At 58.1% G+C, this 24,697-nt stretch carries 23 protein-coding genes and 1 pseudogene; 18 read left to right on the forward strand and 6 right to left on the reverse strand.

Going from position 1 to position 24,697, the window contains the following annotated elements:
- Positions 1–28: 28 nt before the first annotated feature.
- Positions 29–727 carry a DUF599 domain-containing protein gene (locus tag GOV87_RS16165; protein WP_171125884.1) on the reverse strand — a complete coding sequence of 233 codons (699 nt, stop codon included), beginning with the start codon at positions 725–727 and terminating at the stop codon, positions 29–31.
- Positions 728–808: 81 nt separating this feature from the next.
- Between GOV87_RS16165 and GOV87_RS16170 the strand changes: the two genes are divergently transcribed.
- The 7 genes from GOV87_RS16170 (at position 809) to GOV87_RS16200 (ending at position 7,882) form a co-directional block, all read left to right on the forward strand.
- Positions 809–2,248, forward strand: coding sequence for an FAD-linked oxidase C-terminal domain-containing protein (locus tag GOV87_RS16170; protein WP_171126654.1), 1,440 nt, complete (start codon positions 809–811; stop codon positions 2,246–2,248).
- A 65-nt stretch (positions 2,249–2,313) separates the two neighbouring features.
- Positions 2,314–3,414, forward strand: coding sequence for an FAD-binding protein (locus GOV87_RS16175; protein WP_171212463.1), 1,101 nt, complete (start codon positions 2,314–2,316; stop codon positions 3,412–3,414).
- A 4-nt stretch (positions 3,415–3,418) separates the two neighbouring features.
- On the forward strand, positions 3,419–4,741 hold the full coding sequence (gene glcF / locus GOV87_RS16180) for a glycolate oxidase subunit GlcF (protein WP_171212464.1): 1,323 nt from the start codon (positions 3,419–3,421) through the stop codon (positions 4,739–4,741).
- Positions 4,742–4,898: 157 nt separating this feature from the next.
- A complete protein-coding gene (locus GOV87_RS16185; RefSeq protein ID WP_171125892.1) occupies positions 4,899–5,648 on the forward strand; it encodes a serine protease in 750 nt (249 codons plus the stop codon).
- Positions 5,645–6,457: a serine protease gene (locus GOV87_RS16190; protein WP_171212465.1), complete on the forward strand. Its 813-nt coding sequence runs from the start codon at positions 5,645–5,647 to the stop codon at positions 6,455–6,457. Before GOV87_RS16185 ends, GOV87_RS16190 begins: the two co-directional genes overlap by 4 nt.
- Before the next feature lie 121 nt (positions 6,458–6,578).
- Positions 6,579–7,046, forward strand: coding sequence for an Hsp20 family protein (locus GOV87_RS16195; protein WP_171126658.1), 468 nt, complete (start codon positions 6,579–6,581; stop codon positions 7,044–7,046).
- Between the two features lie 203 nt (positions 7,047–7,249).
- Positions 7,250–7,882 carry a hypothetical protein gene (locus tag GOV87_RS16200; protein WP_171212466.1) on the forward strand — a complete coding sequence of 211 codons (633 nt, stop codon included), beginning with the start codon at positions 7,250–7,252 and terminating at the stop codon, positions 7,880–7,882.
- Between the two features lie 88 nt (positions 7,883–7,970).
- Here the strand turns inward: GOV87_RS16200 and GOV87_RS16205 are convergent, their stop codons facing one another.
- Both GOV87_RS16205 and GOV87_RS16210 read right to left on the reverse strand, forming a co-directional pair.
- The gene (locus GOV87_RS16205) at positions 7,971–10,154 is read right to left on the reverse strand and encodes an esterase-like activity of phytase family protein (RefSeq protein WP_171212467.1); all 2,184 of its coding nucleotides are present in this window, start codon (positions 10,152–10,154) and stop codon (positions 7,971–7,973) included.
- Between the two features lie 122 nt (positions 10,155–10,276).
- Positions 10,277–11,752: an NAD-dependent succinate-semialdehyde dehydrogenase gene (locus GOV87_RS16210; RefSeq protein WP_171126661.1), complete on the reverse strand. Its 1,476-nt coding sequence runs from the start codon at positions 11,750–11,752 to the stop codon at positions 10,277–10,279.
- A 249-nt stretch (positions 11,753–12,001) separates the two neighbouring features.
- Between GOV87_RS16210 and GOV87_RS16215 the strand changes: the two genes are divergently transcribed.
- The 8 genes from GOV87_RS16215 to GOV87_RS16250 all read left to right on the forward strand — a co-directional run bounded on the left by GOV87_RS16215 (position 12,002) and on the right by GOV87_RS16250 (position 19,693).
- Positions 12,002–13,081: a hypothetical protein gene (locus GOV87_RS16215; RefSeq protein WP_171212468.1), complete on the forward strand. Its 1,080-nt coding sequence runs from the start codon at positions 12,002–12,004 to the stop codon at positions 13,079–13,081.
- Positions 13,082–13,398: 317 nt separating this feature from the next.
- A complete protein-coding gene (locus GOV87_RS16220) occupies positions 13,399–14,523 on the forward strand; it encodes a hypothetical protein (protein WP_171212469.1) in 1,125 nt (374 codons plus the stop codon).
- Positions 14,524–14,598: 75 nt separating this feature from the next.
- Entirely contained in the window at positions 14,599–16,530 is a 1,932-nt protein-coding gene (locus tag GOV87_RS16225; protein ID WP_171212470.1) for an ATP-binding protein, read from the forward strand.
- 154 nt (positions 16,531–16,684) lie between these two features.
- Positions 16,685–16,981 carry a hypothetical protein gene (locus GOV87_RS16230; protein ID WP_171212471.1) on the forward strand — a complete coding sequence of 99 codons (297 nt, stop codon included), beginning with the start codon at positions 16,685–16,687 and terminating at the stop codon, positions 16,979–16,981.
- Positions 16,978–17,433: a hypothetical protein gene (locus GOV87_RS16235; RefSeq protein ID WP_171212472.1), complete on the forward strand. Its 456-nt coding sequence runs from the start codon at positions 16,978–16,980 to the stop codon at positions 17,431–17,433. Before GOV87_RS16230 ends, GOV87_RS16235 begins: the two co-directional genes overlap by 4 nt.
- Entirely contained in the window at positions 17,430–18,767 is a 1,338-nt protein-coding gene (locus GOV87_RS16240) for a DUF6638 family protein (RefSeq protein WP_171212473.1), read from the forward strand. Before GOV87_RS16235 ends, GOV87_RS16240 begins: the two co-directional genes overlap by 4 nt.
- A complete protein-coding gene (locus GOV87_RS16245; protein ID WP_171125914.1) occupies positions 18,768–19,034 on the forward strand; it encodes a hypothetical protein in 267 nt (88 codons plus the stop codon). It abuts the gene before it with no gap.
- An 11-nt stretch (positions 19,035–19,045) separates the two neighbouring features.
- Positions 19,046–19,693, forward strand: a complete 648-nt coding sequence (locus GOV87_RS16250) for a DUF1523 family protein (protein ID WP_171212474.1) — start codon at positions 19,046–19,048, stop codon at positions 19,691–19,693.
- 41 nt (positions 19,694–19,734) lie between these two features.
- On the opposite strand, the pseudogene GOV87_RS16255 reads toward GOV87_RS16250, so the two are convergent.
- From GOV87_RS16255 to GOV87_RS16265, 3 genes and pseudogenes are all read right to left on the reverse strand, one after another.
- A pseudogene (locus tag GOV87_RS16255) lies at positions 19,735–20,265 on the reverse strand (flagellar basal body P-ring protein FlgI); the annotation flags it as partial.
- 358 nt (positions 20,266–20,623) lie between these two features.
- Positions 20,624–21,052, reverse strand: coding sequence for an Lrp/AsnC family transcriptional regulator (locus GOV87_RS16260; RefSeq protein WP_171125918.1), 429 nt, complete (start codon positions 21,050–21,052; stop codon positions 20,624–20,626).
- A gap of 34 nt (positions 21,053–21,086) precedes the next feature.
- On the reverse strand, positions 21,087–22,319 hold the full coding sequence (locus GOV87_RS16265; RefSeq protein WP_171212475.1) for an MFS transporter: 1,233 nt from the start codon (positions 22,317–22,319) through the stop codon (positions 21,087–21,089).
- Positions 22,320–22,505: 186 nt separating this feature from the next.
- Between GOV87_RS16265 and GOV87_RS16270 the strand changes: the two genes are divergently transcribed.
- The 3 genes from GOV87_RS16270 to lptC are packed head-to-tail and all read left to right on the forward strand — an operon-like array spanning position 22,506 to position 24,697.
- Positions 22,506–23,120, forward strand: a complete 615-nt coding sequence (locus tag GOV87_RS16270) for a ribonuclease D (RefSeq protein WP_171126668.1) — start codon at positions 22,506–22,508, stop codon at positions 23,118–23,120.
- Positions 23,117–24,085 (forward strand): SIS domain-containing protein, encoded by a 969-nt coding sequence (locus GOV87_RS16275; RefSeq protein ID WP_171126669.1) that lies wholly within the window; start codon positions 23,117–23,119, stop codon positions 24,083–24,085. The genes GOV87_RS16270 and GOV87_RS16275 overlap by 4 nt, the downstream gene beginning before the upstream one ends.
- Positions 24,086–24,097: 12 nt before the next feature.
- Positions 24,098–24,697: an LPS export ABC transporter periplasmic protein LptC gene (gene lptC / locus GOV87_RS16280; RefSeq protein ID WP_171212476.1), complete on the forward strand. Its 600-nt coding sequence runs from the start codon at positions 24,098–24,100 to the stop codon at positions 24,695–24,697.

Here is a 24,697-nt window from a genome sequence, read left to right on the forward strand (position 1 = left end):
ACCTAATCGGTTTGGTGCGACCCGGCGATCACGATCCAGTGTTGAGCAGAACCGTGCGCGAATGCGATGCGAACTCACGCCGATACAGCATGGCAAGTGTCGTCACCGTACCTGCAATCAGAGCCAGAGGTCCCAGTATCCACGCCACAGCCGCCAGCGCGAAATAGGTCGCCCGCAGGCCCCGATTGAAGCTGCGCGCGGCGGTGACGCAAATCTCGGCCGCTTGGGCGGCACGGGGATAAGCGGCAGGGTCTTCGGGTTCATTGGGGACAGCGGCCATCAGCACGGCGCAATAGCCAAACAATCGGTGTGCCCAGACGTATTTTAGAAAGGCGTTGGCCAAAAACAGCAGGATGATCAGAATCTTGACCTCCCACACCATCGCGGGGGCCGTTCCCAGCGCCAGATCCTGCGCCAGCCCGGCCAGCCGTTCCGTATTGCCCAACAGGGCCAATCCACCCCCGATGGCGATCATCGTGGTCGAGGCAAAGAACGTGCTGCCCTGCCGCATTGTGCCGACCACCTGCGCGTCGAACATGCGCGGCTGACGGGTGACCATTTCCTTCATCCAGTCGCGGCGATAGTCATCCATTATCATCCCGACCGAGGGTTTGCCGGGCGACGGATTCTCGATACGCCAGCCGATCCACAGCCATGCGCCGATCAGCAGGGCGATGCCGACAAAGTCCAGCGGCGCGAAGGGCAATGTTTGATCAATCCAGGACATGCGCGCGACACTAAGTCGTGACGTCGCAACTTGCCAGATCGGAAAATTGGTAATATTATTTTACCAAACGGAGGACCCGCCATGGAAATGCCAAAGCCAAACCCAGACATTCTGCGCCGCAAGGATGTGGTCCTGCGACGCCTGTTACAGGTTCTGCCCGAAGACGCCGTGATCCACGATCCGACTGAGACACGCGCTTATGAGTGCGATGCGCTGACGGCCTATCGTTGCCCTCCGATGCTGGCTGTTCTGCCATCCACGACAGCCGAGGTCTCGGACGTGCTGCGCATCTGCAACGAAGAAGGCGTTCCGGTGGTGCCGCGCGGCTCGGGGACATCTCTGGCCGGTGGCGCATTGCCCACGGCGGACAGTGTCATTCTGGGTGTCGCACGTATGAATGAGGTGTTGGAGGTCGACTATGACAACCGATTTATCCGGGTCCAGACGGGGCGCACAAACCTGAGCGTGACCGGGGCCGTGGAAGAAGATGACTTCTTTTATGCGCCCGACCCTTCGTCGCAACTGGCCTGCGCGATTGCGGGGAATATCGCGATGAATTCAGGTGGGGCGCATTGTCTGAAATACGGCGTGACCACGAACAATCTGCTGGGCGTCACGATGGTCATGATGGATGGCAGCGTGGTCGAGATTGGCGGCGCGTATCTTGATGCAGGCGGGTTGGACCTGCTGGGTGTGGTCTGCGGGTCCGAGGGGCAATTGGGCGTCGTGACCGAGGCTACCCTGCGCATCCTACGCAAGCCCGAGGGCGCGCGGCCTGTGCTGATGGGGTTCGATGATAACGAAGTCGCCGGGCAATGTGTGTCTGACATCATCAAGTCGGGAATCCTGCCCGTGGCGATCGAGTTCATGGATACGCTCTGTATCAAGGCGTGCGAGAACTTTGCCCATGCCGGTTATCCCGATTGCCACGCCCTGCTGATCGTCGAGGTTGAAGGGTCCGAGGCCGAAATCGACTATCAACTGTCGAAGATCGTCGAGATCGCGAAGCGCCACAACCCCGTTGAGCTGCGCGAAAGCCAATCGGCCGAGGAAAGCGCCAAAATCTGGCTTGGGCGCAAATCGGCCTTTGGTGCGATGGGGCAGATGAACGATTACATGTGTCTTGACGGGACGATCCCTGTGTCTGCTCTTCCACAGGTGTTGCGCCGGATCGGAGAGCTGAGCGAGGATTACGGATTGCCGGTGGGCAACGTGTTCCACGCGGGTGATGGGAATATGCATCCACTGATCCTTTTTGACGCCAACAAGCCCGGCGACCTTGAGAAATGCGAGGCGTTCGGGGCGGATATTCTGAAGCTGTGTGTGGATGTGGGGGGATGTCTGACCGGCGAACATGGCGTGGGGATCGAAAAGCGGGATCTGATGTCGCACCAATACGCGCCTGCGGACCTTGAGGCGCAGATGGCGGTAAAGGATGTGTTCGATCCAAACTGGCTTTTGAACCCGGCCAAAGTGTTCCCGCTGGATGTGTCCGAAGTTCGCAGGATCGCTGCTGAGTAGGGGGCGCTGCCCCCATCGCGGCAGGCCGCGATTCCCCCGAAGTATTTTAAAACAGAAGAAGTGTCATGAGACCTGAAACAGAGGCCGAACTGGCCGAGATAGTGGCCGGACTGCAAGGGCCCGTGCGAATTGCCGGTGGTGGAACCCGAGGGATCGGCGGGCCGGATGACCTTGTTGAAACTAGCGGTTTGAGCGGGATTACCTTGTATGAGCCAGGCGCGCTGACGATCGTGGCGCAAGCCGGAACCCCCGTGACTGAGATCGAGGCCGCGCTGGACGCCGAAGGTCAACAATTGGCGTTCGAACCGATGGATCATCGCGGCCTGTTGGGTACCAATGGCACACCGACGATTGGTGGCGTCGTGGCCGCCAATATCTCGGGGCCGCGCCGGATTCAGGCGGGGGCGTGCCGCGATTTCCTGCTGGGCGTCCGTTACGTCGACGGTCGGGGTCAGATCGTAAAGAATGGCGGGCGGGTGATGAAAAACGTGACCGGGTATGACCTGGTCAAGTTGATGAGCGGTGCCTGGGGAACGCTGGGCGTGTTGACCGAGGTTTCGCTGAAAGTGCTGCCCAAGCCCGAGGCGATCGCAACGCTGCAAATCCCGGTCGCGGATGCAGGAACGGCAATTCAGGTGCTCTCTGCTGCATTGAAATCCCCGTTCGAGGTAAGCGGTGCAGCCTATGACCCGCAATCAGGCTGCGCGTTGCTGCGGCTGGAAGGGTTTGCGGATTCGGTAGCTTACAGGGTGGAGCAGTTGAAATCCACACTGGCCGGTTTTGGCGCGCCAGAAGAGGTCGAGGGCTTGCCTGACTTGTGGCGCGACATTCGGGATGCCGCTGCGTTCCATGACAAGGAGGGCGATGTATGGCGTATCTCGGTCAAACCGACGGACGCGCCAGAGGTGTCCGCGCGTCTGGACGCAAGCCAGACTCTGTTTGATTGGGGCGGCGGATTGATCTGGGCGCTTGTTCCCAAGGGCGTTGATCTGCACGCACGTCTAGGTGCGTTCGACGGTCATGCGACGATTGTCCGAGCGGATACAGAAACCATCACAGCATTGGGCCGTTTCCAACCCGAAACAGCTGGTGTGGCGGCTCTAACACAAGGACTTCGGCAGAAATTTGATCCGCGTGGTTTGTTCAACCCGGGACTGATGGGATAGAAAAATGCAGACGACGTTTTCCGAAGAGCAACTGCGAGACCCGGGCATCAAACGCTCGAACGAAATCCTGCGCAATTGCGTGCACTGCGGGTTTTGCACTGCGACCTGTCCCACTTATCAGGTTCTTGGGGATGAGTTGGACAGCCCGCGGGGACGCATCTACCTGATCAAGGACATGCTGGAGAACGAGCGTGTTCCGGATGAAAAAACCGTCAAGCACATTGACCGCTGCTTGTCCTGTCTGGCGTGCATGACGACCTGTCCCTCGGGCGTGCACTACATGCATCTGGTGGATCATGCCCGCGAGTATATCGAACAGAATTACAAACGGCCCTTGTCAGACCGTGCATTGCGCTGGGTTCTGGCGCAAATCCTGCCCTATCCGATGCGGTTCCGCTGGGCGTTGATCGGTGCGAAACTCGGCAGGCCGTTCAAATTCCTGATGCCCGACGCGCGGCTGCGCGCAATGCTGGACATGGCACCGAAACATATCCCACCGGTGAGTCGTAACGATGATCCCCAAAGCTTTGCGCCTAAAGGTGCACGCAGAAAGCGCATCGCGTTGATGACGGGTTGCGCGCAAAAGGCTCTGAATACGGATATCAACGATGCCACCATTCGTTTGTTGACCCGTATGGACTGCGAAGTTGTCGTGGCCGAGGGGGCCGGATGCTGTGGTGCCCTGACTCATCACATGGGCAAATCAGACGACAGCCATAAGGCCGCTGCCGCGAATATCCGCGCTTGGACAGCCGAGATGGACAAAGACGGGCTGGATGCGATTGTCATCAACACGTCTGGCTGCGGTACGACCGTCAAGGATTACGGGCATATGTTCCGAAACGATGCATTGGCCGAAGACGCGGCGCGGGTATCCTCGATCGCAATGGATATCAGCGAGCTGTTGGTTCAGCTTGACCTGCCGGACGGCACCGACAAGGACATGACCGTCGCCTATCACGCAGCATGTTCCCTGCAACACGGCCAAAAGATCAAGACGCACCCCAAAGACTTGTTGAAACGCGCGGGTTTCACCGTGGTCGAGCCGGCGGACAGTCATTTGTGCTGTGGCAGCGCAGGCACCTATAACTTGATGCAACCTGAGATTTCTGGAAAACTCAAACAGCGCAAGGTCAGGACTCTTGAGGCTAAGAACCCTGATGTTATCGCCGCTGGCAACATTGGTTGCATGATGCAGATCGGTTCGGGCACCGACGTTCCGATCCTGCACACGGTGGAATTGCTGGACTGGGCAACCGGAGGTCCCGTGCCCCGAGCCATGCAACAGGATCGGAAGTCAGACCATGAGGTCCCGATCCTTAGATAGGTGTTGATGCGGCAACGCATCGGTTTCGGTCAGGAACCGCCTGTCATGTCAGCGCCCTATTTTCGCCTCACCCGGTGCGTAGGAAGATGCGTAGATAGCAACGCCGGAGAACCGCTTGCGAAACTGGATCAAGGCTCTAGTGCTGGTATGTTTGCCTATGACCGCCAACGCACAGGATTCCAGACTGAAAAGTCTGGACACCACCGATGCGGGGCGCGCTTGGATGGCTGTGGGTCGCCTCGATATTGGTGGCGCTGGGTTTTGCACGGGCACGCTGATATCCCCGACCTTGGTTTTAACTGCGGCCCACTGCCTATTCGACAAGGTCACAGGTCAACGTGTGGAACTGGCCCAGGTCGAGTTTCTGGCGGCTTGGCGGCTGGGGCGCGCGTCTGCATACCGCGCCGCACGCAGGGCCGTGATTCACCCTGACTACCAGTATGGCGAAGAAGCATCTGCTGCGCGTATCGGCAGTGATATTGCGCTGATCGAGCTTTGGCAGCCAATCCGCAACACGACCGTCATTCCCTTTGAAACAGGAAACCGCCCGGCAAAAGGCGAAGAGGTTGGCGTGGTTTCTTATGCCAAAGACCGGGCCGAGGCGCCTTCGTTGCAAGAAGTGTGCTCGGTCATGACCCGCAAATCTGATGTGTTGGTCATGTCCTGCGATGTCGAGTTCGGATCGTCTGGCGCCCCTGTCTTTTCCTTTGACGGGGATCGGCCCCGGATCGTGTCTGTTGTTGCGGCCAAGGCCGAATTCAACGGGCAGCGCGTGGCCGTTGGAACAGCGGTAGAAGAATCGCTGACCGTGTTACAGGCCGAATTATCGGCAGGGCGCGGGTTTATCGCCTCTACAAATTCGAACGGATCAGGCAACAACGTGGGCGCTCGTTTCATCAAACCATGATCCGATTTCTTTTTTCTGTCATTTGCCTTTTTTCTGTGACATTCGCCGCGTCTGCACAAAGCGGGAAACGCACGCTGAACGATCGTGACGATCTTTATGGTTGGGAAGCTGTCGGTCGGTTGGATATTGGTCAAGACGGGTTCTGCACAGGCACCTTGATCGCGCAGGACCTTGTGTTGACGGCGGCGCATTGCGCTTTGAACCGGGCTAGCGGGTCTCCTTATGAACCTGGTGAGGTTACCTTTCGCGCGGGGCTGAGTGATGGGAAGGCGCTGGCGGAACGCAAGGTTGTCCAGATCGCTGTGCATCCTGATTACGCCCGACATCCGAACCTCTCGGCTGAGGCGGTTCGGGTTGACGTCGCGCTGATGAAGCTAGAGCAGCCGATCCCATACTCGGTTGCGGATCCCTTTGAATTGCACAGTGGCCGGGTTGCTGGGAACGAGGTGAGCATCGCCTCATACGGGCGTGGTCGGTCCGAGGCGATCACGCGGGAACGCTCTTGCCGTATCCTCCAGCGTCGACAAGGGTTGATCACGTTCAACTGTGACATCACCTTCGGGTCGTCGGGATCGGCACTGTTGGCGCGAAACGGCCCGCGCTGGCAGATCCTCTCTGTCGTATCCGCAGTCGGGACAGATGGGCGCCAAAAAGTCGGGTTTGGCATGGAAATGTCTGGAATCGTGGCGGAATTGAAGTCGGTGCTGCGCCGTGACGCCCCTCAGCCCAAGGCTGCGATACGCCGTTTGCAGGTGGGTTCGGGAAAGTCCAGTTCAGGCGCTAAATTCATCAGCCCCGGCGGGGGTTGAACTCGGTCAAATCTCTACCCATGTGAACTGTATCGGGTCGCCACAAACGGGGCCTGATATCTCATCGCCCGTCCGAACTGGAGGGCACATCATAAATCGCTCAGACTTGAGGATATGACACATGCGTAGTTTTGACTTTGCACCGCTGCACCGCGCCACCATTGGTTTCGACCAGATCGCCGACATGATGGATCGCGTTCTGACAAATGACGTGGCCCAGCCCAGCTATCCACCTTACAACATTGAAAAAACCGACGCCGACGCGTACCGGATCTCCGTCGCTGTCGCCGGTTTTGCCGAGGCCGATCTGTCGGTCGAAGTGAAGGAAAACGCCCTGATCGTGGCCGGCAAGAAAGCCGCCGAAGATAAGGACCGTTCCTACCTGCATCGCGGCATCGCCACCCGCGCGTTCGAGCGCCGCTTTGCCCTGGCCGATCACGTGCGCGTCACTGGCGCAAGTCATGAAAACGGTATGCTGAACATCGACCTGAAACGCGAGGTGCCCGAGGCGCTGAAACCACGCCGGATTCAGATTTCGTCCGGTCAGGCCATCGAAAAGGATGTGGTTGACGCCAAAGCCGTGAACTAAGGCGATCCGACCAAACAGCGATAATCGCGCCTCTCTCGATTATCGCACCATACGCCCCGCGTTCCTCCAGACGCGGGGCGTTGTTTTTGGGCGGGGCTTCAACTTGGCATAAACCGCTGCGACCAAAGATACGTGTCGTTAGCGCCCTTGTTTCCCTTCATCCGTGGTGCCAAGTTGGAAACACAGGCTATTCCGCGATTTTTATGTTTCGTTGTTTCATCTCGACAGTGATTGTTCTTTGGCCGATCGCAACCAAGGCGGACGTTTTTCCTCCGGCCCTGAGCAGCGACTATTCCCATATGATTGCCATCGGTCCGACAACGAAAATCGGGCTTGTTCGAAACGGAAACTCTGCCGACAACACGCTTGGTGGAACACGTCTGGTGGACTCGTTTTTGGGTGCAGGGGGAAATGACGTTCTGATTGGGTACGACTCGGTTGATACCTATACTTTTGAATTGGGCGACGGTGCAGATATCGTTGTCGATCACAGCGCTAACGGAAACAGGATAAAGTTCATTGATGTACCCGAAGGTGCGGTCCGGCGGTTCGAAACGCCCGGGCGTAACGGAGAAACCGACCTATTGATTACCTATGGAGACAATGATGCGATCCGCATTGTCGGGTGGTCGGAGTTGTCCGAGAATACGAAATCAGGCTGGGCTTTCGACCATGTCTTCCGCCCCAAACAAGAACCAGTCAAAGGCACGCCAAGCTCATTAGTTCTTATTTTGACGGATCCAATGTCGGCGCTAAAGCTGTTCTTGTTGCTTTTTCTAAGCTTTTTCCCGCTGGCCCGTGTTCTTTGGGTCCGGAGGCAGAAATCGAAGGAATAGTGTCCAGAGCGGCCTGTCTGACTGCCAGTCTCTTCAGCAAAGAGACCCTGCGCAACGGCTGCGCAGGGTCACTCTTTTAGGTTTTGACCTAGTTCCCAGCCGTCACCGACCCGATCGACCAGAACATCGTTTCGCCTGAGGCATCGTCGACGCCGTCATTGTCGGTCATCACAAACGCCTCGCCCGAGGGCAGGATCGCCAGGCCTTCGATTTTGTCCAGAACATAACCTCCGGTCGAGGTCAGGTCAGGCAGCAGGTCGCGGACCTCTTCTTTGCTGACGACGGGCAGGGGGTCGCCCAGCGGGGCCGGGGTCATCTCGGCCAGCGGGATGCGGTAGACCTTTTTGGTCACCGCGCGATGGTCGTGCTGATTGTCGCGCTCGATCACATAGACGTGGTCGCCGAAGGCCACGATTTCCGACAGGCCGACCCAACCGGTTTCCGGGTCTGCCTTGGGATAGTGCACGGCACCCCATTCCTTGGTCTGAAGATTATAGGCCACCAGTTTCACATGGTTTTCCGGATCGTCCTTCCATTCACGCTGAACGGCCATCCATAGGGTGTCGCCAACGCGGGTAATGCCTTCGAAGCCGAAACGTTTCTCGACCGCCATTAGTTCGGCAGGCAGGCCGATTTCACCCTTGCGGTCCTTGATCAGACCATCTGCGCTGACGTGATAGATCGCGTGCGGGATCACACGGTCAGTGCGACCTTCGGATGCGACGTAGAAGCCACCCTTGCCGTCCAGCGTGATGCCCTCAAGGTCCAGCTTCTGCGCTGGGTTGCCATCCTGACGGTGGATGCGGATCACGTCCACGATGCGGGCGGGTTGCTGGCTGGGGTCGATCTTGAAAGTCGACGGCTGGAAGCCATAAAAGCTGTCATTGACGGCATAGATCATGCCGTCCTCGTCCGCTACCAGACCGGACAGAGCACCCCATCCGATCAACTCATCCGCGCCTTCCGATGTCAGATGCGGGTAGGCGGCGGGGGCCTCTTGATATGCGAAGACCGACACATGCGCACGTGGGCCGCCATCTTCGATCAGATCTTTTTCGTTGGCCGAGATCAGCAGGTTCCGCTCGGGGATCGCCACATAGCCTTCCGGTCCAACGCCTGATGGCAACAGTTGTTTCAGAATCGGGTTCGCGGGGTCAGTGGCGTCATCGACACCCACGACCGAGGCGCGCTCCGCCCCGACAAAGATCATCGGCGTACCGCCAAAGGTGGCTGCGGTTACGCTTTCCGGCTCAACGCCTTTGCTGTCCGAGCGTTTGTCGGGGTAGTGCCCGATCTGGATGATCGCCTTCTCGAACTCGGTGCCGTTCTCATACACAACGGTGCCGTCCTTGTGGAAGATTGTCCAACCACGCGAGCCGCCCTCATAGTCGCCTTCATTGGCGGTGGCGAAGTGGTTGTCGTCGATCCATTTCACCGCGTCGGGTTCGCGCAGGCGACCCGGCTGGCTTTCGATGAAGATCAGTGCGCCGCGCTCATCGGTGGCGTCGATGCCTTCTAAATCCACGCTTCCGGCCGAGAAATGGTTGAGCACGGTGCCATCTTTGGCAACAACCGCGATGTGGTTGTTTTCCTGCAGAGTGACGACGGTCTCGCCAAGGTTGTTGATGTCAACGAATTCGGGTTCGGGATCGGTGGGCGCAACCTCGGCCAGTCCGGTCAGAGAGGCCATTTCCATGCCCGAACAATCTAGCGCTCCATCTTTCAGCGGCACCAGTGCCAGTTCACCCGCAGGAAGCTGCGGGATGATGCCATCGTTCAGGTCTTCGTCCCGCTCGTTCTCAATCGCCACGGCGACAAAGCTGCCATCCGGCGCAATGGCAACGCTGTCGGGTTGACCGCCCAGATCGCAAGCACCAGTTTCCGCCTTGCCCGCAATATCGACCGAGATCAGCTTGCCCGATGGCGCAACAAAGCTTTCCGAGGTGTTCACGCCGACAAAGGCGGTCGCGCCGACGATGCCCACGGACGTCGGTTCTCCACCCACGTCCATCGCACCCAAAGGCGCTGGGTTCGCCGGGTCGGTGATGTCGACCATGCCGATCAAGCCCAAAGGGCTGTCGGTATAGACCAGCGTCATGCCATCTGCGGTGGCCGCGATGATCTCGGGCGAGGTCTCGCGGGTCGTGTCCGCGCCGTCGGCCATGTTTTTCACCACGGGGAAGGACGCAATTCGGTTGAAATTCATTTCTGCCATGGCCTGACCGGCGGTCAGGGCAAGGGCAGATGTCAGGCAGACAGCGCGCAACGACATCGGTTGATTTCCTCTCACTATTGGATGACAGGGGGATGAACCGGGATCGTTGCGGTGTTGTGACAGTTTGGCTTCAGTTTTGTGACAAACGCGGCCACCGCCGAAACGGTGGCCGACAAAGATCAGACCGACATGCAGATGTATTTCATCTCAAGGTAGTCCTCCATACCGTGATGGCTGCCTTCGCGGCCCAGACCAGATTGCTTGACGCCGCCGAACGGACCCAGCTCGGTTGAGATGATGCCGGTGTTCACGCCGACGATGCCATATTCCAGTGCCTCGGCCACTTTGTAGACGCGGCTCAGGTCCTTGGCATAGAAATACGAGGCTAGACCAAAGATCGTGTCATTGGCCATGGCGATCACGTCATCTTCGTCCTCGAACTTGAACAACGGGGCCAGCGGGCCAAAGGTTTCTTCCTGCGCGACCTTCATGTCCTGCGTCACGCCGGTGACGATGGTGGGTTGAAAGAAAGTGCCACCCAGATCATGCGGCAGGCCGCCTGTCACGACCTGCGCACCCTTTGCGGTGGCGTCCGCGATATGGTCCTGCACCTTGGCCACGGCTTTGTCATTGATCAGCGGCCCGGTGGTGACACCATCGGACAGGCCGTCCCCCACCGACAGGGCTTCGGTCGCGGCTTTCAGCTTTTCGGCAAAGGCATCATAGACACCGGCTTGTACATAGATTCGGTTGGCGCAGACACAGGTCTGACCGTTATTGCGGAATTTGCACATCATCGCGCCTTCGACGGCTGCATCCAGATCGGCGTCGTCAAACACGATGAAGGGCGCATTGCCGCCCAGTTCCATCGAACATTTCATGACCTGATCTGCGGCCTGCCGCAGCAGGATGCGCCCCACCTGGGTCGAACCGGTAAAGGTCAGCTTACGCACGCCGGGGTTTTCGCAAAATTCCTTGCCAATCTCGCTGGCATTGAGGGACGGCAAAACGTTGAACACACCCGCCGGGATGCCCGCCTGATCGGCCAGAACCGCCAGAGCCAGCGCAGACAGGGGCGTTTCCTCGGACGGACGGGCGACAAAGGCGCAGCCCGCCGCAAGTGCCGGCGCAGCCTTGCGGGTGATCATCGCATTGGGGAAGTTCCACGGCGTGATCGAGGCCGCCACACCAATTGGCTGTTTCAGCACTGTGATCCGCTTATCGCGCTGATGGCCGGGAATGGTTTCGCCGTAAATCCGTTTCGCCTCTTCCCCGAAAAACTCGATGAACGATGCGCCATAGCCAATCTCTCCTACGGCTTCGGCCAGCGGTTTGCCTTGCTCGGCTGTCAGAATACGGCCCAGATCCTCGGCGTTCTCCATCATCAGGTCATACCAGCGGCGCAGGATCGCTGCGCGCTCTTTTCCGGTCAGCTTGGCCCATTCCTTTTGCGCGGCCTCGGCCTGTGCGATCGCCCCTGCCACCTGTGCACGGCTAAGGTCTGCAACTTCGGCCACCACATCACCGCGCGCGGGGTTGGTGACGGCAAAGTTGCCATTGTCGCCATCCACCCACTGCCCGCCAATATAGGCTTGGGTCGCCAGCAGATCGGGGTTCTTGAGGATAGATTTCAGGTCGGTCGTTGCGTCCAGCATAGGTCAGCCTCCGGCAGGAATTTCGGTCGTCGCACCCAAACAGGTGGTACGCAGAATGTCTATGTCCACTGTCCGTCGCAGATCAATCCAAATTTGATCAAAAACTCCGGCATTTGCTGCCCGTGTGGTGCCTATCTTTTTCAGGTGGAGTTTGCCAAAGTTCCGGGGAATTTTGGACGCAAGGGGATGTAAATGGCCATAACATTCCCTATCTTATTGGGTAATTGGACAAAAAGGGGGATAGTGCAGATGTCGAACCATCAATTTGACGCTTTGATCGAAGAGACGCAGGCGAAAGTGCGCGAAAGCCAGTCGCAGATTGAAGGGCTAACGTCGCGGATTGACGCCGCACGCGCCAAGATCGGCACCGTCCAGGCCGATATCGACATTGAAAACGCCACGCTTGAGGATGTCCATGCCCATACCGAGGTGATGAACGCCAATATCGCCGAACTGATTATGGGGCTGGACGACGTCACCAACGCGTTCTCCAAAGATTTCGACGAAATGCGCTCGAAGACAGGGTGGGAGTCTTTTGTCGGCATTTTCGCCAAGGCCAAGTCCGAGTCGATGCGGCAGGAGCGGATGCGCACCGCCAATATCGACGACAAGTTGCAGGATTTGATCGCCAAATCCGATGTGATCGTAAAGCTGCTGGAAGGGCAGCTATCCGTGCTGGAAGAACAGCGCGTTAAGGTCGAGGACAACCTAACAGGCACGCTGGACGACCGCGAAGCGACCGTGGCCGAACTGGAAGCCTTGCGCGCTGAAATTCAGGATATGGACCCGACGATTATCACGCTGGAAAACAAGATCAGTGTCGAACAGGACGCCGCTGCGCGTACCCAACTGGAGACCGAACTGGCCGAGCTGAACAAGCAATACAACGCCAAGGTTCAGGACGAGCAAGTCAAGCTGGCCAAGTCCCAGACGCTGGAGCGCTATATCGAAAAAGGTAAGACCTGGGTCGATTCACTCCAGAACCAGGCGGCGACGCAGATGGTGCTGATCAACAAGCTGCAGACAGACACGCAACAACGGGTGGTGCTGTACGACGCCCTGACCAAATCGCTGAAAACCGCGCAGCAGCAGGACGTGGCCCACCGCATCAACGAGATCGGTGTGCAGACCGACCAGGAGGCCCAGACTGCCATGGCCGCAATCGGCACCGCGACCAACCAGAAAATGGCCGACATGCTTGAGGCGCACGAAGGCCACATGGTCTTTGCTCGTGACGTGCTGGAGAAAAAGGCCAAGGCGGATGAACGCTTTGCCCGCCGCTTTGCCTCGATTGTCGAGAAGCATGATAAGAATTTGTATGGGGGTTAAGTGCGTTTCGCTCACCAGCAATTCCTCTTGCTAGCTGCAAGTCTTGGACCGTTAGAGCTGCCGAGAATACTGGAGCGATTGGGTTTCATCGACGAGAAACCGGCTTATCCAGAAGTCGTCCAGACATTGATGATGATGGTCGTTGCAGCTTCGCTCATAAGGCTGCTGTGCTGGCTCAGTTGGGGCAGTGAGCGGGGGCGTCAGTTTCAACGCTCAGTTGGAATTAATCCCGAGGTGGTCCTGAATAGTATCGGTTCGCCCTTATACCGGTGGTGGTTCCACATCGACAAAAATGGGAAGGACTTGGACGCTCCAAGATGAACGATATTGACCCCACCCAAGACCATGTCGGCCTGACCGACACCTTCGCCTCGCGCCGCTATTTCCGCAAATTCGAGGTGATCACTGTCCACCTCCTGCGAGTGGCTGCGACGATGGAGGCTGAGGGTGCGATCAGCAAACAAGAGGTGCGGATCGTGTCGCGCTACCTTTCGGGGTTGCTTTACACCTTCCGGGCTCTCAGCATGAAATACCTGCTGGTCGGACGCGATACGGGGCGGTTCTTTGGCAGCCTTGCGATGGACAAGCGCGACAGCGGGTTTCCGGTGGCGGCCGAGTTGCTGACCATGGCCAATGACGCGCAGCAGGCGCAGGTGCATTTGGCGAATATGCCTTCGGAAGACGACCTGAAAACCGACATGGTCCGCACCATTATTGGCGATCAGGAAATCCCGACCAAGCTGCAATTCGCTCTGTCCCAAAGGCTCTATTATGAGGAATTGCTGAAAGGTCAGCTGTTCTGGGCCCGCAATGATCCCGAATGCCACTGGATCGGGAATGAGGGCGAGCGGCGGAAATTTCTGATCCACTGGGCCGTGTATGACAGCCAGATCAACCTACCGGTCATCTACCTGATGCAGTTGGAGGATGGAGGCCGGACGGCCCTGCCCAAGGACCAACGCCGCTGGCCCGAGGTGCAGGCGCATCTGATGGCGCAATCTCTGGGCGGGCTGAAACTGGTGACCATCGCCAAGGGGTTCGATCAGGATTTCGACGACCTGCACCCAAAGCATTTGCGCCGCATCCACGTGGGGCCGATGTATTCCTCGGCCTATACCGAGCAATCCGGCCCCCTGCGGCAGGTGCTTGAGGATGCGCAGGCGCCCGAGGGTCAGGACTGGGCGCTGGCCTGGACCACGGAAGAGTTGGAAAGCGAGGACGTCATCGAAGAACGCACCGGATGGTTCTCGACCGTTGAGCGTGAGGTGTTTGCGCTGGACCCGTTCGGTGGGCAGGGGGCCGAAACCGGGGCCACGCGCACGCAGCGCTCGATCATCCTGCCTCAGCGCCCGTTTCAGGTTCTGGCAGAGCGCGACCCGCCGGGGTTCGCCGATGTGCGCAAGTTTGTCGTCAGCAAGAGCGGGCAGGTGTTGAGGTATTGAAGCGGGTGGCGGGCCGAAGCCCGCCCGACGAAGTTTGAGTAGGCCGGGCCTCAGCCCGGCATTGCGAGGAATAAGATGAGTTTGACGTCAGATCAGATGGAATTGCGCGAAGACGATATTCGCAAACATTATCCCGCAGCGACCGTCATGCTGAACGGGTTCGAACACGCGCCGCGGATTGCGAAACCAGTTGATGTGGCGGTCGAGCGCTCCTCGGGCGTGTCGACGGGGCGGCGTTTCCGGTCGACCACGCCGGGGCTGGTGACACGGCGCACCGCGCGCGCGGACGGAGTGCATCTGGTTGAACGGATCGAAGCCTCGGATGAGGGCGACACGTTGGTCTCGCCCCCTCAGGCCACTACGCAGCAGGCCATTCGGCGCGCCATCGCCATCGCTCTGGCCGTGGCAGAGACTTATGCCGAGCAAACTCCGCTGGCCGATCTGAAACGCGCCAATCTGGCGGGGGATCTGCCCGCCGCGCGTAAGACCGAGTTTTCCGAATTGTTGACGGCTGAAGCGTTGATCACCTCGCATACCTTCGGCAATGCCTTGGCTTATCTGATGTCTTCGCATCTGGGTGAAACCACGGTTGATCTGGGCGAGATCGAAGAAGTTCTGACCGACAATGGCCAGCTTGCCCTGCACGGCGCGCTGTGGGAGCTGGACCAAACCCTTGCCAAACATGCCCCCGACGACGCCCATCTGATCGCCGCCACCAGCGCCTATGCCGAGCAATTGATGGAAAAATCCGCCCTGCGCGCCCAGTCCGCGGGCCATCTGGCCCCGTTCCAGAACGCCGCTTGGCATATCGAGGCTGACGACCTGACAATCCGGGGGTTTGACCCGGCGTCCAAGGCGAAATCCACCACCCTGACCATGACGTTCAAGAAACCGAATGAGGTGGTCGGCAACCATATCGCCAAATATCAGGCCATGAAGTTGGCCAAGATGGTTATGGCCTATGACTTCGACCGACGCCTGAACCCGTTTGCAGAACTTGGCGGGTTCATCTTTACCTTTATGGGCGACGGTAAACCAGGCACCGGCAAGACCACCCTTATTCAGATGATGGCCGGGCTGATTTACGAGTATTGCCAGAACGCAGGCTATCCGTTCCGCTATCAGAACCTGAGCACCGACAATATCGACAGCTATCAGGGTAAATCCGGCCAGAATGCCAAGGCGTTTATCAACACGATTGTCGACCCCTCGGTCATCGGGTTCGGCACCATCGACGATATTGACCAACTGGCGGGTAAACGTGGCGACCGGCAGTCCTCGGCCGGGCAGTTGGAGATTACCGCCGTGCTGATGGAGAGCTTTGCGGGGGCCAACACCGTTGTGCGCGGCAACTGCACCTTTGGCATGTTTTCGAACTATCCAGAAAACGTAGACGACGCCCTGCGCCAGCGGGCGGGAGCTCGGTTCCTGGTGGACGGACCGCAGACGCGCGAGGATTACATCGACATCCTGCATTTGCTGATGGGCCGCAACCACGACATCCCGCTGGGCGAGCACGACGCCTATGCTGCGCAGGAAATCAAAAAGGCCGTCGCCGCCAGTTTCGAAAGCCACGCCCGCCCGCATGAGGACGCCCTGATGCAAGTCTATGACCGGGTTTCGGGCCAGATCGGCCAGATGGACACGATCGCCAAGCTGGGCACCTACCTCAAGGCGATCCAGCAGGCGGATGAGCGTTTCACCGGCCGCGCGATCAAGAACATCACCGACGCGGTCAAGGTCCGCGCGATGGATTTCGAACTGCCCGACGAGTGGATGGAAAACCCCGACCTGTTCCTGTTCCGCGACTACGACACCAAGAAGGCCATGATCGAGGGCCTGCGCCAGCCGATCACGGTTGAGATGGTGATGCAAGAGATCAACCGCTACGCCGACAGCGAGTTCCGTTATGCCGACAAGAGCGACGAGGTCGCCATCGAAAACGCGGTGCGTGAGATGAGCCGGATGGAAGAGGCCAAGCGGCGATATCTGGAGGGGAAAGGGTGACGGCTACTTTGATCAAGCAATCAAACTGTCCAGATCAGTTGGCTGAAATGCCTTCACGTTTTCTTGGTCGGTCGTTGCTACCGCATGTGATCGCGCAGACTTTGAGCGTCAGAGCGCGCACTGATGCGCTCTGTCAGTCAAAGGAGAAAGAGACATGACGTTGACAGTCGCAATCACCGGTTTGGCCCTTGTTCTGGGTCTGATTTTGCCTTTGCGCTGGGGTGTGATCGGTTTTTTGGCTGCCGTAGCGGTACTGTTCCTGACCCAATTCGGCGTGAACGCGGGTGGCGGGTTCGAGGGAACGACATGGGAGGAAACGCTGATCCTGTTCGAAGGCAGCGTAGTGTCTTACCTCGGGTTCAACTTGCAGATCACGGCGCGGGCGTTTGCGTTACCGTTGATAATATTTGCGACCATTGTAGTTTGGCGCTTCAGAACGGAGATGAAATGAACGACGTTCTGCCGCTTATTGCCTACTACGTTTTGAGCGTCGCGATTTCGGCCGTTGTGGGTTGGCACGCCGGTAAACTACGATTGAAGAGAGACGAGCATACCGGAATGGGAGCGGTTTTGGTCAGCTTGTTTCTGGTATTTATTGTGGTGCCAATTGGGCCTGCTATTCTTTCGGCAATTTTGTCAGGCGGTTTCAGCAGCGTTCCGTTTTTGATAAAATTTTGGGGTTGGGCCTTGCTTCTTTCTGCTGGTTCAGGTGGAGGGTCTGAATACTTACTGCTCCTTGTAGTTTCGAGTGTTGCGGTCTGCTTGATTAACCACGCCTTGGGGCGTCGAGCGGCAGCTGAAGACACTGCTTCGATGCAAGAAACTCAAAGCCGAGTAGACTCTCAGAGAAGTCACATGGCAGAAACGCGCGCGCGACGATCGTCTAGGGATGAATTGCAATGATCCGCCTCATCGAAAAAGGCCTGATGTTCGGCAACCTCGTCCACATCTCCAGCCCGGCTTTGGTCGAGCGGTATAACCGCGCGCTGCAGCATCTGGCGGGCAAGACCACGGCGTTGACGGATTTCCATGTCGATATCTCGGGCTATTCGCCGGAGGTGGTGATTGAGCTGGACGACCCGCTCTACCTAAACCCCAACGGGGTCAACCGGCAGTTCGTCCTGCTGACGACTGAACAAAAACGCGCGCCTTTGCTGAACGTCAAATTCTCGACCTCGCGCGATATCCTGCGTGAATTCATCGAGATGAACGAGGCGCAGCTTTTTGCCCTGACCGCCACGGATGCCGTGGCCGGAGAGTTGGTGAACTCTGTCTTTGAACTCACCACGCCTGCTGATCTGCTGAGCCTGCGCAGGATCGAGGTTGAGGCAGATACGGTCGGCGGCACCCTGCGCAAGGCTGAACAGTTGGCCGGTATGGTCGAACGTTTCAAGTCCGAGGAAGACGCATGGTTTGACGATGTCCTGATCGCTCAGATGATCGAAACCGCACGGGACACCGGTGATGTGACCCGCAACCCGGTGCGCTTGCGCCATACAGCCTTTGATCGGCGCAATTTCTGGACGGCGCATTTCGGCGGGCTGTATCTGTTTGCGGATGTGGATCATCCGGCGGCGGTTTATATGGGCGACAAGCCGGACGGGTTGCCGATGGAGTATTTGCTTCACCAATTGCAGCGCAACGGGATCGCGCAGTTTCTGGAAAATAACGCGTTGGTCGAAACGATCATCGAGGCTCGTGGGCTGAACTCGGCCGCTATCTTGCAACAGAAAATGGATTTCCTGACGATCGCTGCGGCGGCAGATGCCGGTGTCGATCTGACTGGGCTGGACCGCGGCGATATGCGGCGTTTGGCGCGCAACCACTCGGATCGCTTGCCTGAGGCGTATCATGGGCTTGCCGAATTGTTGCGATGGGCGACAGATGGCGGGCCCTGGCCGCGCATCACCTCGGATCACCCGGCCTATTTCTACACGCTGCGCGCTGCGGACACGCCCAACCGCGATCTTGTGAACATGCTGCTGGCCGAACTGGCCCCGCTGGACCCGCGCCAATTGTTCATCTGCCACAAGGAACTGTTCTACAGCACCTACAAAACCTGGCCCGAAACCAAGAAAGCCTTTGTTGCCGACTTCCTCGCGCGCGAGTATCAGGTGGACAAAGCCGGTGCGCGCGCGGCTCTGTTCGGTCACGAACCGGATATGAGCGGCGAGGACCGGGTGAGCGATGATATCATCGCGCGCGTTGGCCCCTGGGGCGCAGTAGGAAGAGGTTGAATGTTCGTCGCTCTGCGATTTTTGATCCCTTTGCTGATCATTCTGACGGTGATCTATTTTGTTCTGTCGCTTTATTCCCGCTGGGTTCGACGCGGCAAATTGATTGCGCATTGGGAAAAGAAGGGAATTACCGGTGATCGTGAAGCCTTTTTGAAGCGGGGCATGAGGCAATATGACAGGTCTTTCCGCAAGAAACTGCTGCTGGGTGTCTATGTCGTCCCGCTTGGGGCAATCGCCCTGTTGTTATATATTACAAATTTCATGTGAGGGCCGGACAGATGGTCTATGTTAAATGGGCGTTTATTATACTCTTTTGGGGGTCTGTTGCGGCAGTACTGGAGTATACTTTGCCGCAACAGGACGTTGTCCGGGTCGTCAAGACCGAGGTGCGCCGGGTCGATTTTGGCGAGAATTCGATTTTCTGGGCGCAGCAGGATACTGGTCAGGAAGGCGCGCAGACTGTCAATCGTGATGTGCGGTTCGTTGAAACGTTCCGCCCTAACGGAACCCCGCGCGTTTACCGCAACGAGGATACCGGGTGGGGATGGCCGCCCTATTTCAAGCTCGACAGCTCTAATCTGCAGGCAGAGCTGACCAATCTGGTTTCAACAGCAGCAGATCCGCAATGGGTGGTGTTGCGCCACTATGGCTGGCGCAATCAACTTATGTCGATCTTTCCCAATGTGGTGTCGGTGCGCCCGGTAGACAGCCCGGATGTGCGAGTGATCCCGTGGTTCAATATCATTTTCCTGACAGTGTTCTTTTCGATCCTCTGGGCAATTTGGGTGCGGTGGCGCAGGTTTCGGCAACGCCGTATCGACCCGATGCTTGAGAACGTGGAAGATGGGTTTTATGCCGCTGGCGACGCAATCGAAGAAAAGAGCAGCAGCTTCAGGAAATGGCTGGATACTTGGAAATCGAAATAGGGGTCGTTGGGGCGCCGTGACCTTGGCCGTGTCTGGTAAACTCAACGGACGACGAATTCCGCATGCAGGGCACCCGCGGCCTTGATCGTTTTCAAGATGTCTATCATGTCGCGCGGCGACACCCCAAGTGCGTTCAGCCCTGCCACAACCTCGGACAGGGTCGTGGCTTCGGGTATCTCTGCCAGGCCAGTGCCTTCGTCTTCTTCGATGCCGGCGATGGTTCGGGGGACCACTACGGTTTCGCCGCGTGCGAATGGGTTGGGCTGAACGGCGATCGGGGCCTCTTCTACAGTAAGGGTTAGGTTGCCTTGAGAGACTGCAACCCGGGAAATCCTTACCTCTTGCCCCATGACAATCGTGCCCGAACGTTGGTCAACCACAACCCGAGCCTTGGCCTCGGGTTGCACCAGAATGTTCTCGATCCGACCCAGGGCATGTGCCGTAGAAAGAGACTGCGTGGCGGCGATGTTCAACTCGACTGTCCCGGAATCGCGCATGATGGCGACGGGGCGGTTGAATTCCCTGTTTATTGCCGTTTCGATCCGACCCGCCGTCGTGAAATCAGGCTCCCTTTGAAGATGTTGAAAACGTAAGACTTCGCCTCAACCTCGGATTTGAACCAGAAACCCCCCCTTCGACATTGATGGCCCATGGCCACGGGGCGAATTGACCGTCCAGTGTGCGTCCGGTTTCGACCCGAGTTATGGCGCGCAGGACGTCAATAGGGACATCGTGTGACAGCGCTGCGCGCAGCGCCGCCCGATCACAGAGCGCTGCCGTTTGGGGGGAAGCTAAAGCTATCGCCGCTTGCGCGATGTACAACGCAAAAGCCAGTCCAAGGATCGTCGATTGGGCATTCTGCCGGTCCGGGATTCTGATCAGTCCGGGCCAAGCTAGCTGTGCGAGGGTTTACAGACAGTTATCGGCTGTTCAGATTCGGTCGATCCTGCGCCCGAATACAACGCTGGTATTGGTCCGAAGGACGCCCGGAATCTTGGCGAGGTCATCGACCAGAATATCCAGATCCTCGATCCGGGGGGCCTCGGCCGACAGCAGCAGATCGAACTCGCCATTGATGGACAGGCAAAGTTTGACCTCAGGGTAGGCTTCCAGTCGCTTGATAATGCGCGTGGTTTCTTTCTGCTGCACCTCCAGCAAAACGACAACCTGAACGCGTGGGGCATCTTCGGGGGTATTTAGCACCACGGAGTACCCGGCGATCACGCCGCGTTCTTCCATGCGATTGATGCGCTCATGCACCGTGGTTCTTGCCACGCCAAGCTTCGCCGCGATCCGAGTGGTTGAATCGCGAGCGTTGTGTTGAAGGGCGGCGATGATGCGGCGGTCCAGTTGATCCATGGCTCAAAGGTGTAGTGCAGAGTTGCGCTGTTGCTCAAGGCTTGTGAAGGTGTTCTTTGGAAACGGCTTTCCTGTCTTCGGTGGGCCACAACAGAACCGCCAGTGCCAGTCCCAAGACCGCAGCGAACGCCATCCAGCCCAAGGCATGTGTTACTCCTTTGACCGTCATCAGCCAGCCCGCCAACGGATAAAGCACCAACCAGCAGGCATGGGATAGGGTGAACTGCGCGGCAAATACGGCCGGGCGGTCCTCGGGCGCGGCAGACCGTGTCAACAACCGGCCAGATGGCGTAAGGGTCGCCGAATATCCGAACCCGATGCAGACCCAAGTCAGGATCAGTGTCGGCAGCGTGATTTGGCCCCCAATGGACAACACTGCCCCCATCGCCATGGAAAAGGTGCCAAAGAAGGCTCCCGTCAGCATGACCCTGCGATCCCGGAACCTGTTCAGCAGCGTCGGCAGGACAAATGCGGCCAGCATCGAACCGCCCCCGAATCCGGCAAGTGAAATGGCTACGGCGCTTTCCGATAAACCCAAATCGGCCCGGACGATCACGACCGTGTTCACGATGACCATCGCGCTTAGCGCGGCAGCTGCCCAGCTCAGCGCCAGTAACCCGCGCAGGCGGGGCGTCTCCAGATATAAACGGATACCGCGCGTTGTGCGGTCATAGACGCCACGGGGTCGTGTCGGTTCGGGCGAGGGCAGGACAACCGAAGTTACCAGAAGTGCCGATGCGACAAACCCAAGACCCGTTCCCCAGAACAGGCTGTCGAAACTTACGATTGTCAGCAATAGCGCGGCCAGGATCGGGCTTACCACGCTTTCAAGATCGTAAGCCAAACGCGAAAGCGACAGAGCTTTGGTATAATCCTGCTCATCCGTAAGAACGTCCGGAATCGTCGCCTGAAAGGTCGGTGTGAATCCGGCAGAGGCAGATTGAAGGACGAAGATCAGCAAGTAGACCTGCCAGATTTCCGTTACAAAGGGCAGGCACATCGCAACGGCAGCGCGCACCACGTCCAGGGCGACCAGCATTCGCCGCCGGTCCAGCTTTTCGGCGAAAGCGGCGGCAATCGGCGCAACCACCACATAAGCGACCATTTTGATGGTCAGGGCCGTGCCAAGCACCAAACCGGCGGCCTCACCGGCAAGCTCAAACGCCAAAAGACCCAAAGCAACGGTTGCCAATCCGGTTCCGGTCAGCGCCACGATCTGTGCGGCCAGTAAATGGCGGTAAACTCGGTTTCGCAGGATGCTGAGCATCTGCAATGCCTTTCTTTTGCGCCCAATTGCTCTGACGGTGATGTTGCCCGGTAAAGAACGCCATTTTCTAGTCAAACGCGCAAGGGGCAAGAAACATGTGCATATTGGTCGCATTCCATGGATGGCGTTGAGTTTACGGCCCAAACCTCCTATCTCGGGGGCGATACGGCACAAAGGAAGACCCCCGTGGCAAACCATCTTTATAAAAACGACCTGCCAGACGGGTTGGATATGGGCCCTGTTGTGGCCATTGACTGTGAAACCATGGGATTGAACCCACATCGTGACCGTCTGTGTGTCATCCAGATGTCCGGGGGGGATGGTGACAGCCATATTGTGCAGGTCGAAAAAGGCCAGACCGCTGCGCCAAACCTGTGCGCCATGCTGGAAAACACCGACGTGCTGAAACTGTTCCACTTTGGCCGCTTCGACATTGCCGCGCTGTTTCATACCTTTGGCGCGCTGGCGGCACCTGTCTATTGCACCAAGATCGCCAGCCGATTGGTGCGGACCTATACCGACCGCCACGGGCTGAAGAACCTGTGTCAGGAACTCATCGGTGTTGATATCTCGAAACAACAACAGATGAGTGACTGGGGCGCGGAAAACCTGACCGAGGCGCAGTTGGAGTATGCGGCCTCGGATGTGTTGTACCTGCACCGCCTACGCGAGGCGCTGGACGGGCGTTTGGCCCGCGAAGGCCGGACCGAAATGGCCCAGGCCTGTTTTGACTTCCTGCCGATGCGTGCGAAACTCGACCTCGCCGGTTGGCCCGAAACGGATATATTTGCGCACTCATGACCGATACCGAAGCTTTCCTGAAAACCGCGCGGCAAGTCGTCACTGACGAAGCCCGCGCGTTGGATGTTCTGGCCGAAGGCCTGGACGAACAATTTGCCGAAGCTGTGCAAATGATATTGCAGGCCAAAGGCCGCATCATCATCAGCGGCATCGGAAAATCGGGTCATATTGGCCACAAGATCGCGGCAACGCTGGCCAGCACCGGCACGCCCGCCTATTTCGTTCACCCTGCCGAGGCCAGCCATGGCGATCTGGGTATGGTGTCCAAAGGCGACGTGGTTCTGGCCATCTCGAACTCGGGTGAAGCGCCCGAACTTGCGAACCTGCTGGCCTTTACACGCCGTTTTGGTATCCCGCTGATCGGTCTGTCCAGCAAACCCGAAAGCACCTTGATGACACAGGCGGATGTGCATCTGCTGATCCCGTCGATGGGCGAGGCCTGCGGGTTCGGCATGGTGCCTTCGATCTCGACCACGCTGACGTTGGCGATGGGTGATGCGCTGGCGATTGCGCTGATGAAGCATCGCGATTTCAAACCCGAGGATTTCCGCGCGTTTCATCCTGGTGGCAAATTGGGCGCCCAGTTGTCCACCGTGCGCGATCTGATGCACTCAGGCGACGCGCTGCCTCTGGTGGCGGCTGACACCGCGATGAGCGAGGCGTTGATCGTGATCAGCCAGAAAGGGTTCGGCGTCGCTGGCGTTACAGATGCGCAAGGTCAACTGACCGGTATCATCACGGATGGTGACCTGAGGCGTCACATGGACGGGCTTCTGGACAAGACCACCGCCGAAGTCATGACGGAAAGCCCGACCACGATCAGCCCCGATGCTCTGGCGGAAGAAGCTGTTGCGATCATGAACGATCACAAGATCACTTCTTTGTTCGTGGTCTCGCCTGACTCCGACGGCTCGGCCGAGGGGCTGCTGCACATTCACGACTGCCTGCGCGTCGGGCTGGGATAAGAGGGCGGATCTGTGGACAGTCATTCGCGCATGGTGCAATTCCTCAAGGTGTTGCTGCCACTGGCGGCCATCGTGCTGCTGTCCACCGTTTTCCTGTTGTCGCGCAGTATTGAAACCAACGTAACTGTGCCCTTTACGCAAAGAGATATCGAGGAACGGCTGGCAGATCAGGTCGTGACCCTGCCGAATTATCGCGGCACCACACGCAAGGGCGAAGAGGTTCAAATCGAAGCGACAAAGGCGACTCAGGGGACAAAAAACTCGGTTCCGACAGCGTCTGATTTCAAGGGGCGGCTTGGTCTTTCGGACGGGGGCGTGATCACGCTGGACTCAAATTCCGGGATGATCCGCCCGGACAAGAACACGGCGATCTTTGTCGGTGATGTGGTCATAATTACAACAGACGGTATCAAGGTTACGACGGACCTTTTGAATACGGCGCTGGACGAAATCCGTGGTGATACACCGGGTCAGGTCGACGGCACGGGCATAATTGGCAACTTTTCAGCGGGCCGGATGACATTTGGGACTGAAAAAAAGGACGGGCCGGTCCATATTATTTTTACAGATGGCGTCAAGTTGGTGTATGAGCCGGAAAAAGCAGAAAGATAA

Origin of the sequence: Ruegeria sp. HKCCA5426 (genome assembly GCF_013034585.1) — a bacterium.
GTDB lineage: Bacteria > Pseudomonadota > Alphaproteobacteria > Rhodobacterales > Rhodobacteraceae > Ruegeria.

Excerpts from the sequence above, each read along its gene's own strand:
- GOV87_RS16200 (WP_171212466.1), top strand. The coding sequence starts at position 7,250 with ATGTTTCGTTGTTTCATCTCGACAGTGATTGTTCTTTGGCCGATCGCA.
- GOV87_RS16250 (WP_171212474.1), top strand. The coding sequence starts at position 19,046 with ATGGTCTATGTTAAATGGGCGTTTATTATACTCTTTTGGGGGTCTGTT.
- GOV87_RS16240 (WP_171212473.1), top strand. The coding sequence starts at position 17,430 with ATGATCCGCCTCATCGAAAAAGGCCTGATGTTCGGCAACCTCGTCCAC.
- GOV87_RS16210 (WP_171126661.1), bottom strand. The coding sequence starts at position 11,752 with ATGCTGGACGCAACGACCGACCTGAAATCTATCCTCAAGAACCCCGAT.
- GOV87_RS16220 (WP_171212469.1), top strand. The coding sequence starts at position 13,399 with ATGAACGATATTGACCCCACCCAAGACCATGTCGGCCTGACCGACACC.
- GOV87_RS16260 (WP_171125918.1), bottom strand. The coding sequence starts at position 21,052 with ATGGATCAACTGGACCGCCGCATCATCGCCGCCCTTCAACACAACGCT.
- GOV87_RS16230 (WP_171212471.1), top strand. The coding sequence starts at position 16,685 with ATGACGTTGACAGTCGCAATCACCGGTTTGGCCCTTGTTCTGGGTCTG.
- GOV87_RS16185 (WP_171125892.1), top strand. The coding sequence starts at position 4,899 with ATGACCGCCAACGCACAGGATTCCAGACTGAAAAGTCTGGACACCACC.
- GOV87_RS16195 (WP_171126658.1), top strand. The coding sequence starts at position 6,579 with ATGCGTAGTTTTGACTTTGCACCGCTGCACCGCGCCACCATTGGTTTC.
- GOV87_RS16215 (WP_171212468.1), top strand. The coding sequence starts at position 12,002 with ATGTCGAACCATCAATTTGACGCTTTGATCGAAGAGACGCAGGCGAAA.
- GOV87_RS16235 (WP_171212472.1), top strand. The coding sequence starts at position 16,978 with ATGAACGACGTTCTGCCGCTTATTGCCTACTACGTTTTGAGCGTCGCG.
- GOV87_RS16225 (WP_171212470.1), top strand. The coding sequence starts at position 14,599 with ATGAGTTTGACGTCAGATCAGATGGAATTGCGCGAAGACGATATTCGC.
- GOV87_RS16275 (WP_171126669.1), top strand. The coding sequence starts at position 23,117 with ATGACCGATACCGAAGCTTTCCTGAAAACCGCGCGGCAAGTCGTCACT.
- GOV87_RS16245 (WP_171125914.1), top strand. The coding sequence starts at position 18,768 with ATGTTCGTCGCTCTGCGATTTTTGATCCCTTTGCTGATCATTCTGACG.
- GOV87_RS16175 (WP_171212463.1), top strand. The coding sequence starts at position 2,314 with ATGAGACCTGAAACAGAGGCCGAACTGGCCGAGATAGTGGCCGGACTG.
- GOV87_RS16205 (WP_171212467.1), bottom strand. The coding sequence starts at position 10,154 with ATGTCGTTGCGCGCTGTCTGCCTGACATCTGCCCTTGCCCTGACCGCC.
- GOV87_RS16190 (WP_171212465.1), top strand. The coding sequence starts at position 5,645 with ATGATCCGATTTCTTTTTTCTGTCATTTGCCTTTTTTCTGTGACATTC.
- glcF (WP_171212464.1), top strand. The coding sequence starts at position 3,419 with ATGCAGACGACGTTTTCCGAAGAGCAACTGCGAGACCCGGGCATCAAA.
- GOV87_RS16170 (WP_171126654.1), top strand. The coding sequence starts at position 809 with ATGGAAATGCCAAAGCCAAACCCAGACATTCTGCGCCGCAAGGATGTG.
- GOV87_RS16265 (WP_171212475.1), bottom strand. The coding sequence starts at position 22,319 with ATGCTCAGCATCCTGCGAAACCGAGTTTACCGCCATTTACTGGCCGCA.
- GOV87_RS16165 (WP_171125884.1), bottom strand. The coding sequence starts at position 727 with ATGTCCTGGATTGATCAAACATTGCCCTTCGCGCCGCTGGACTTTGTC.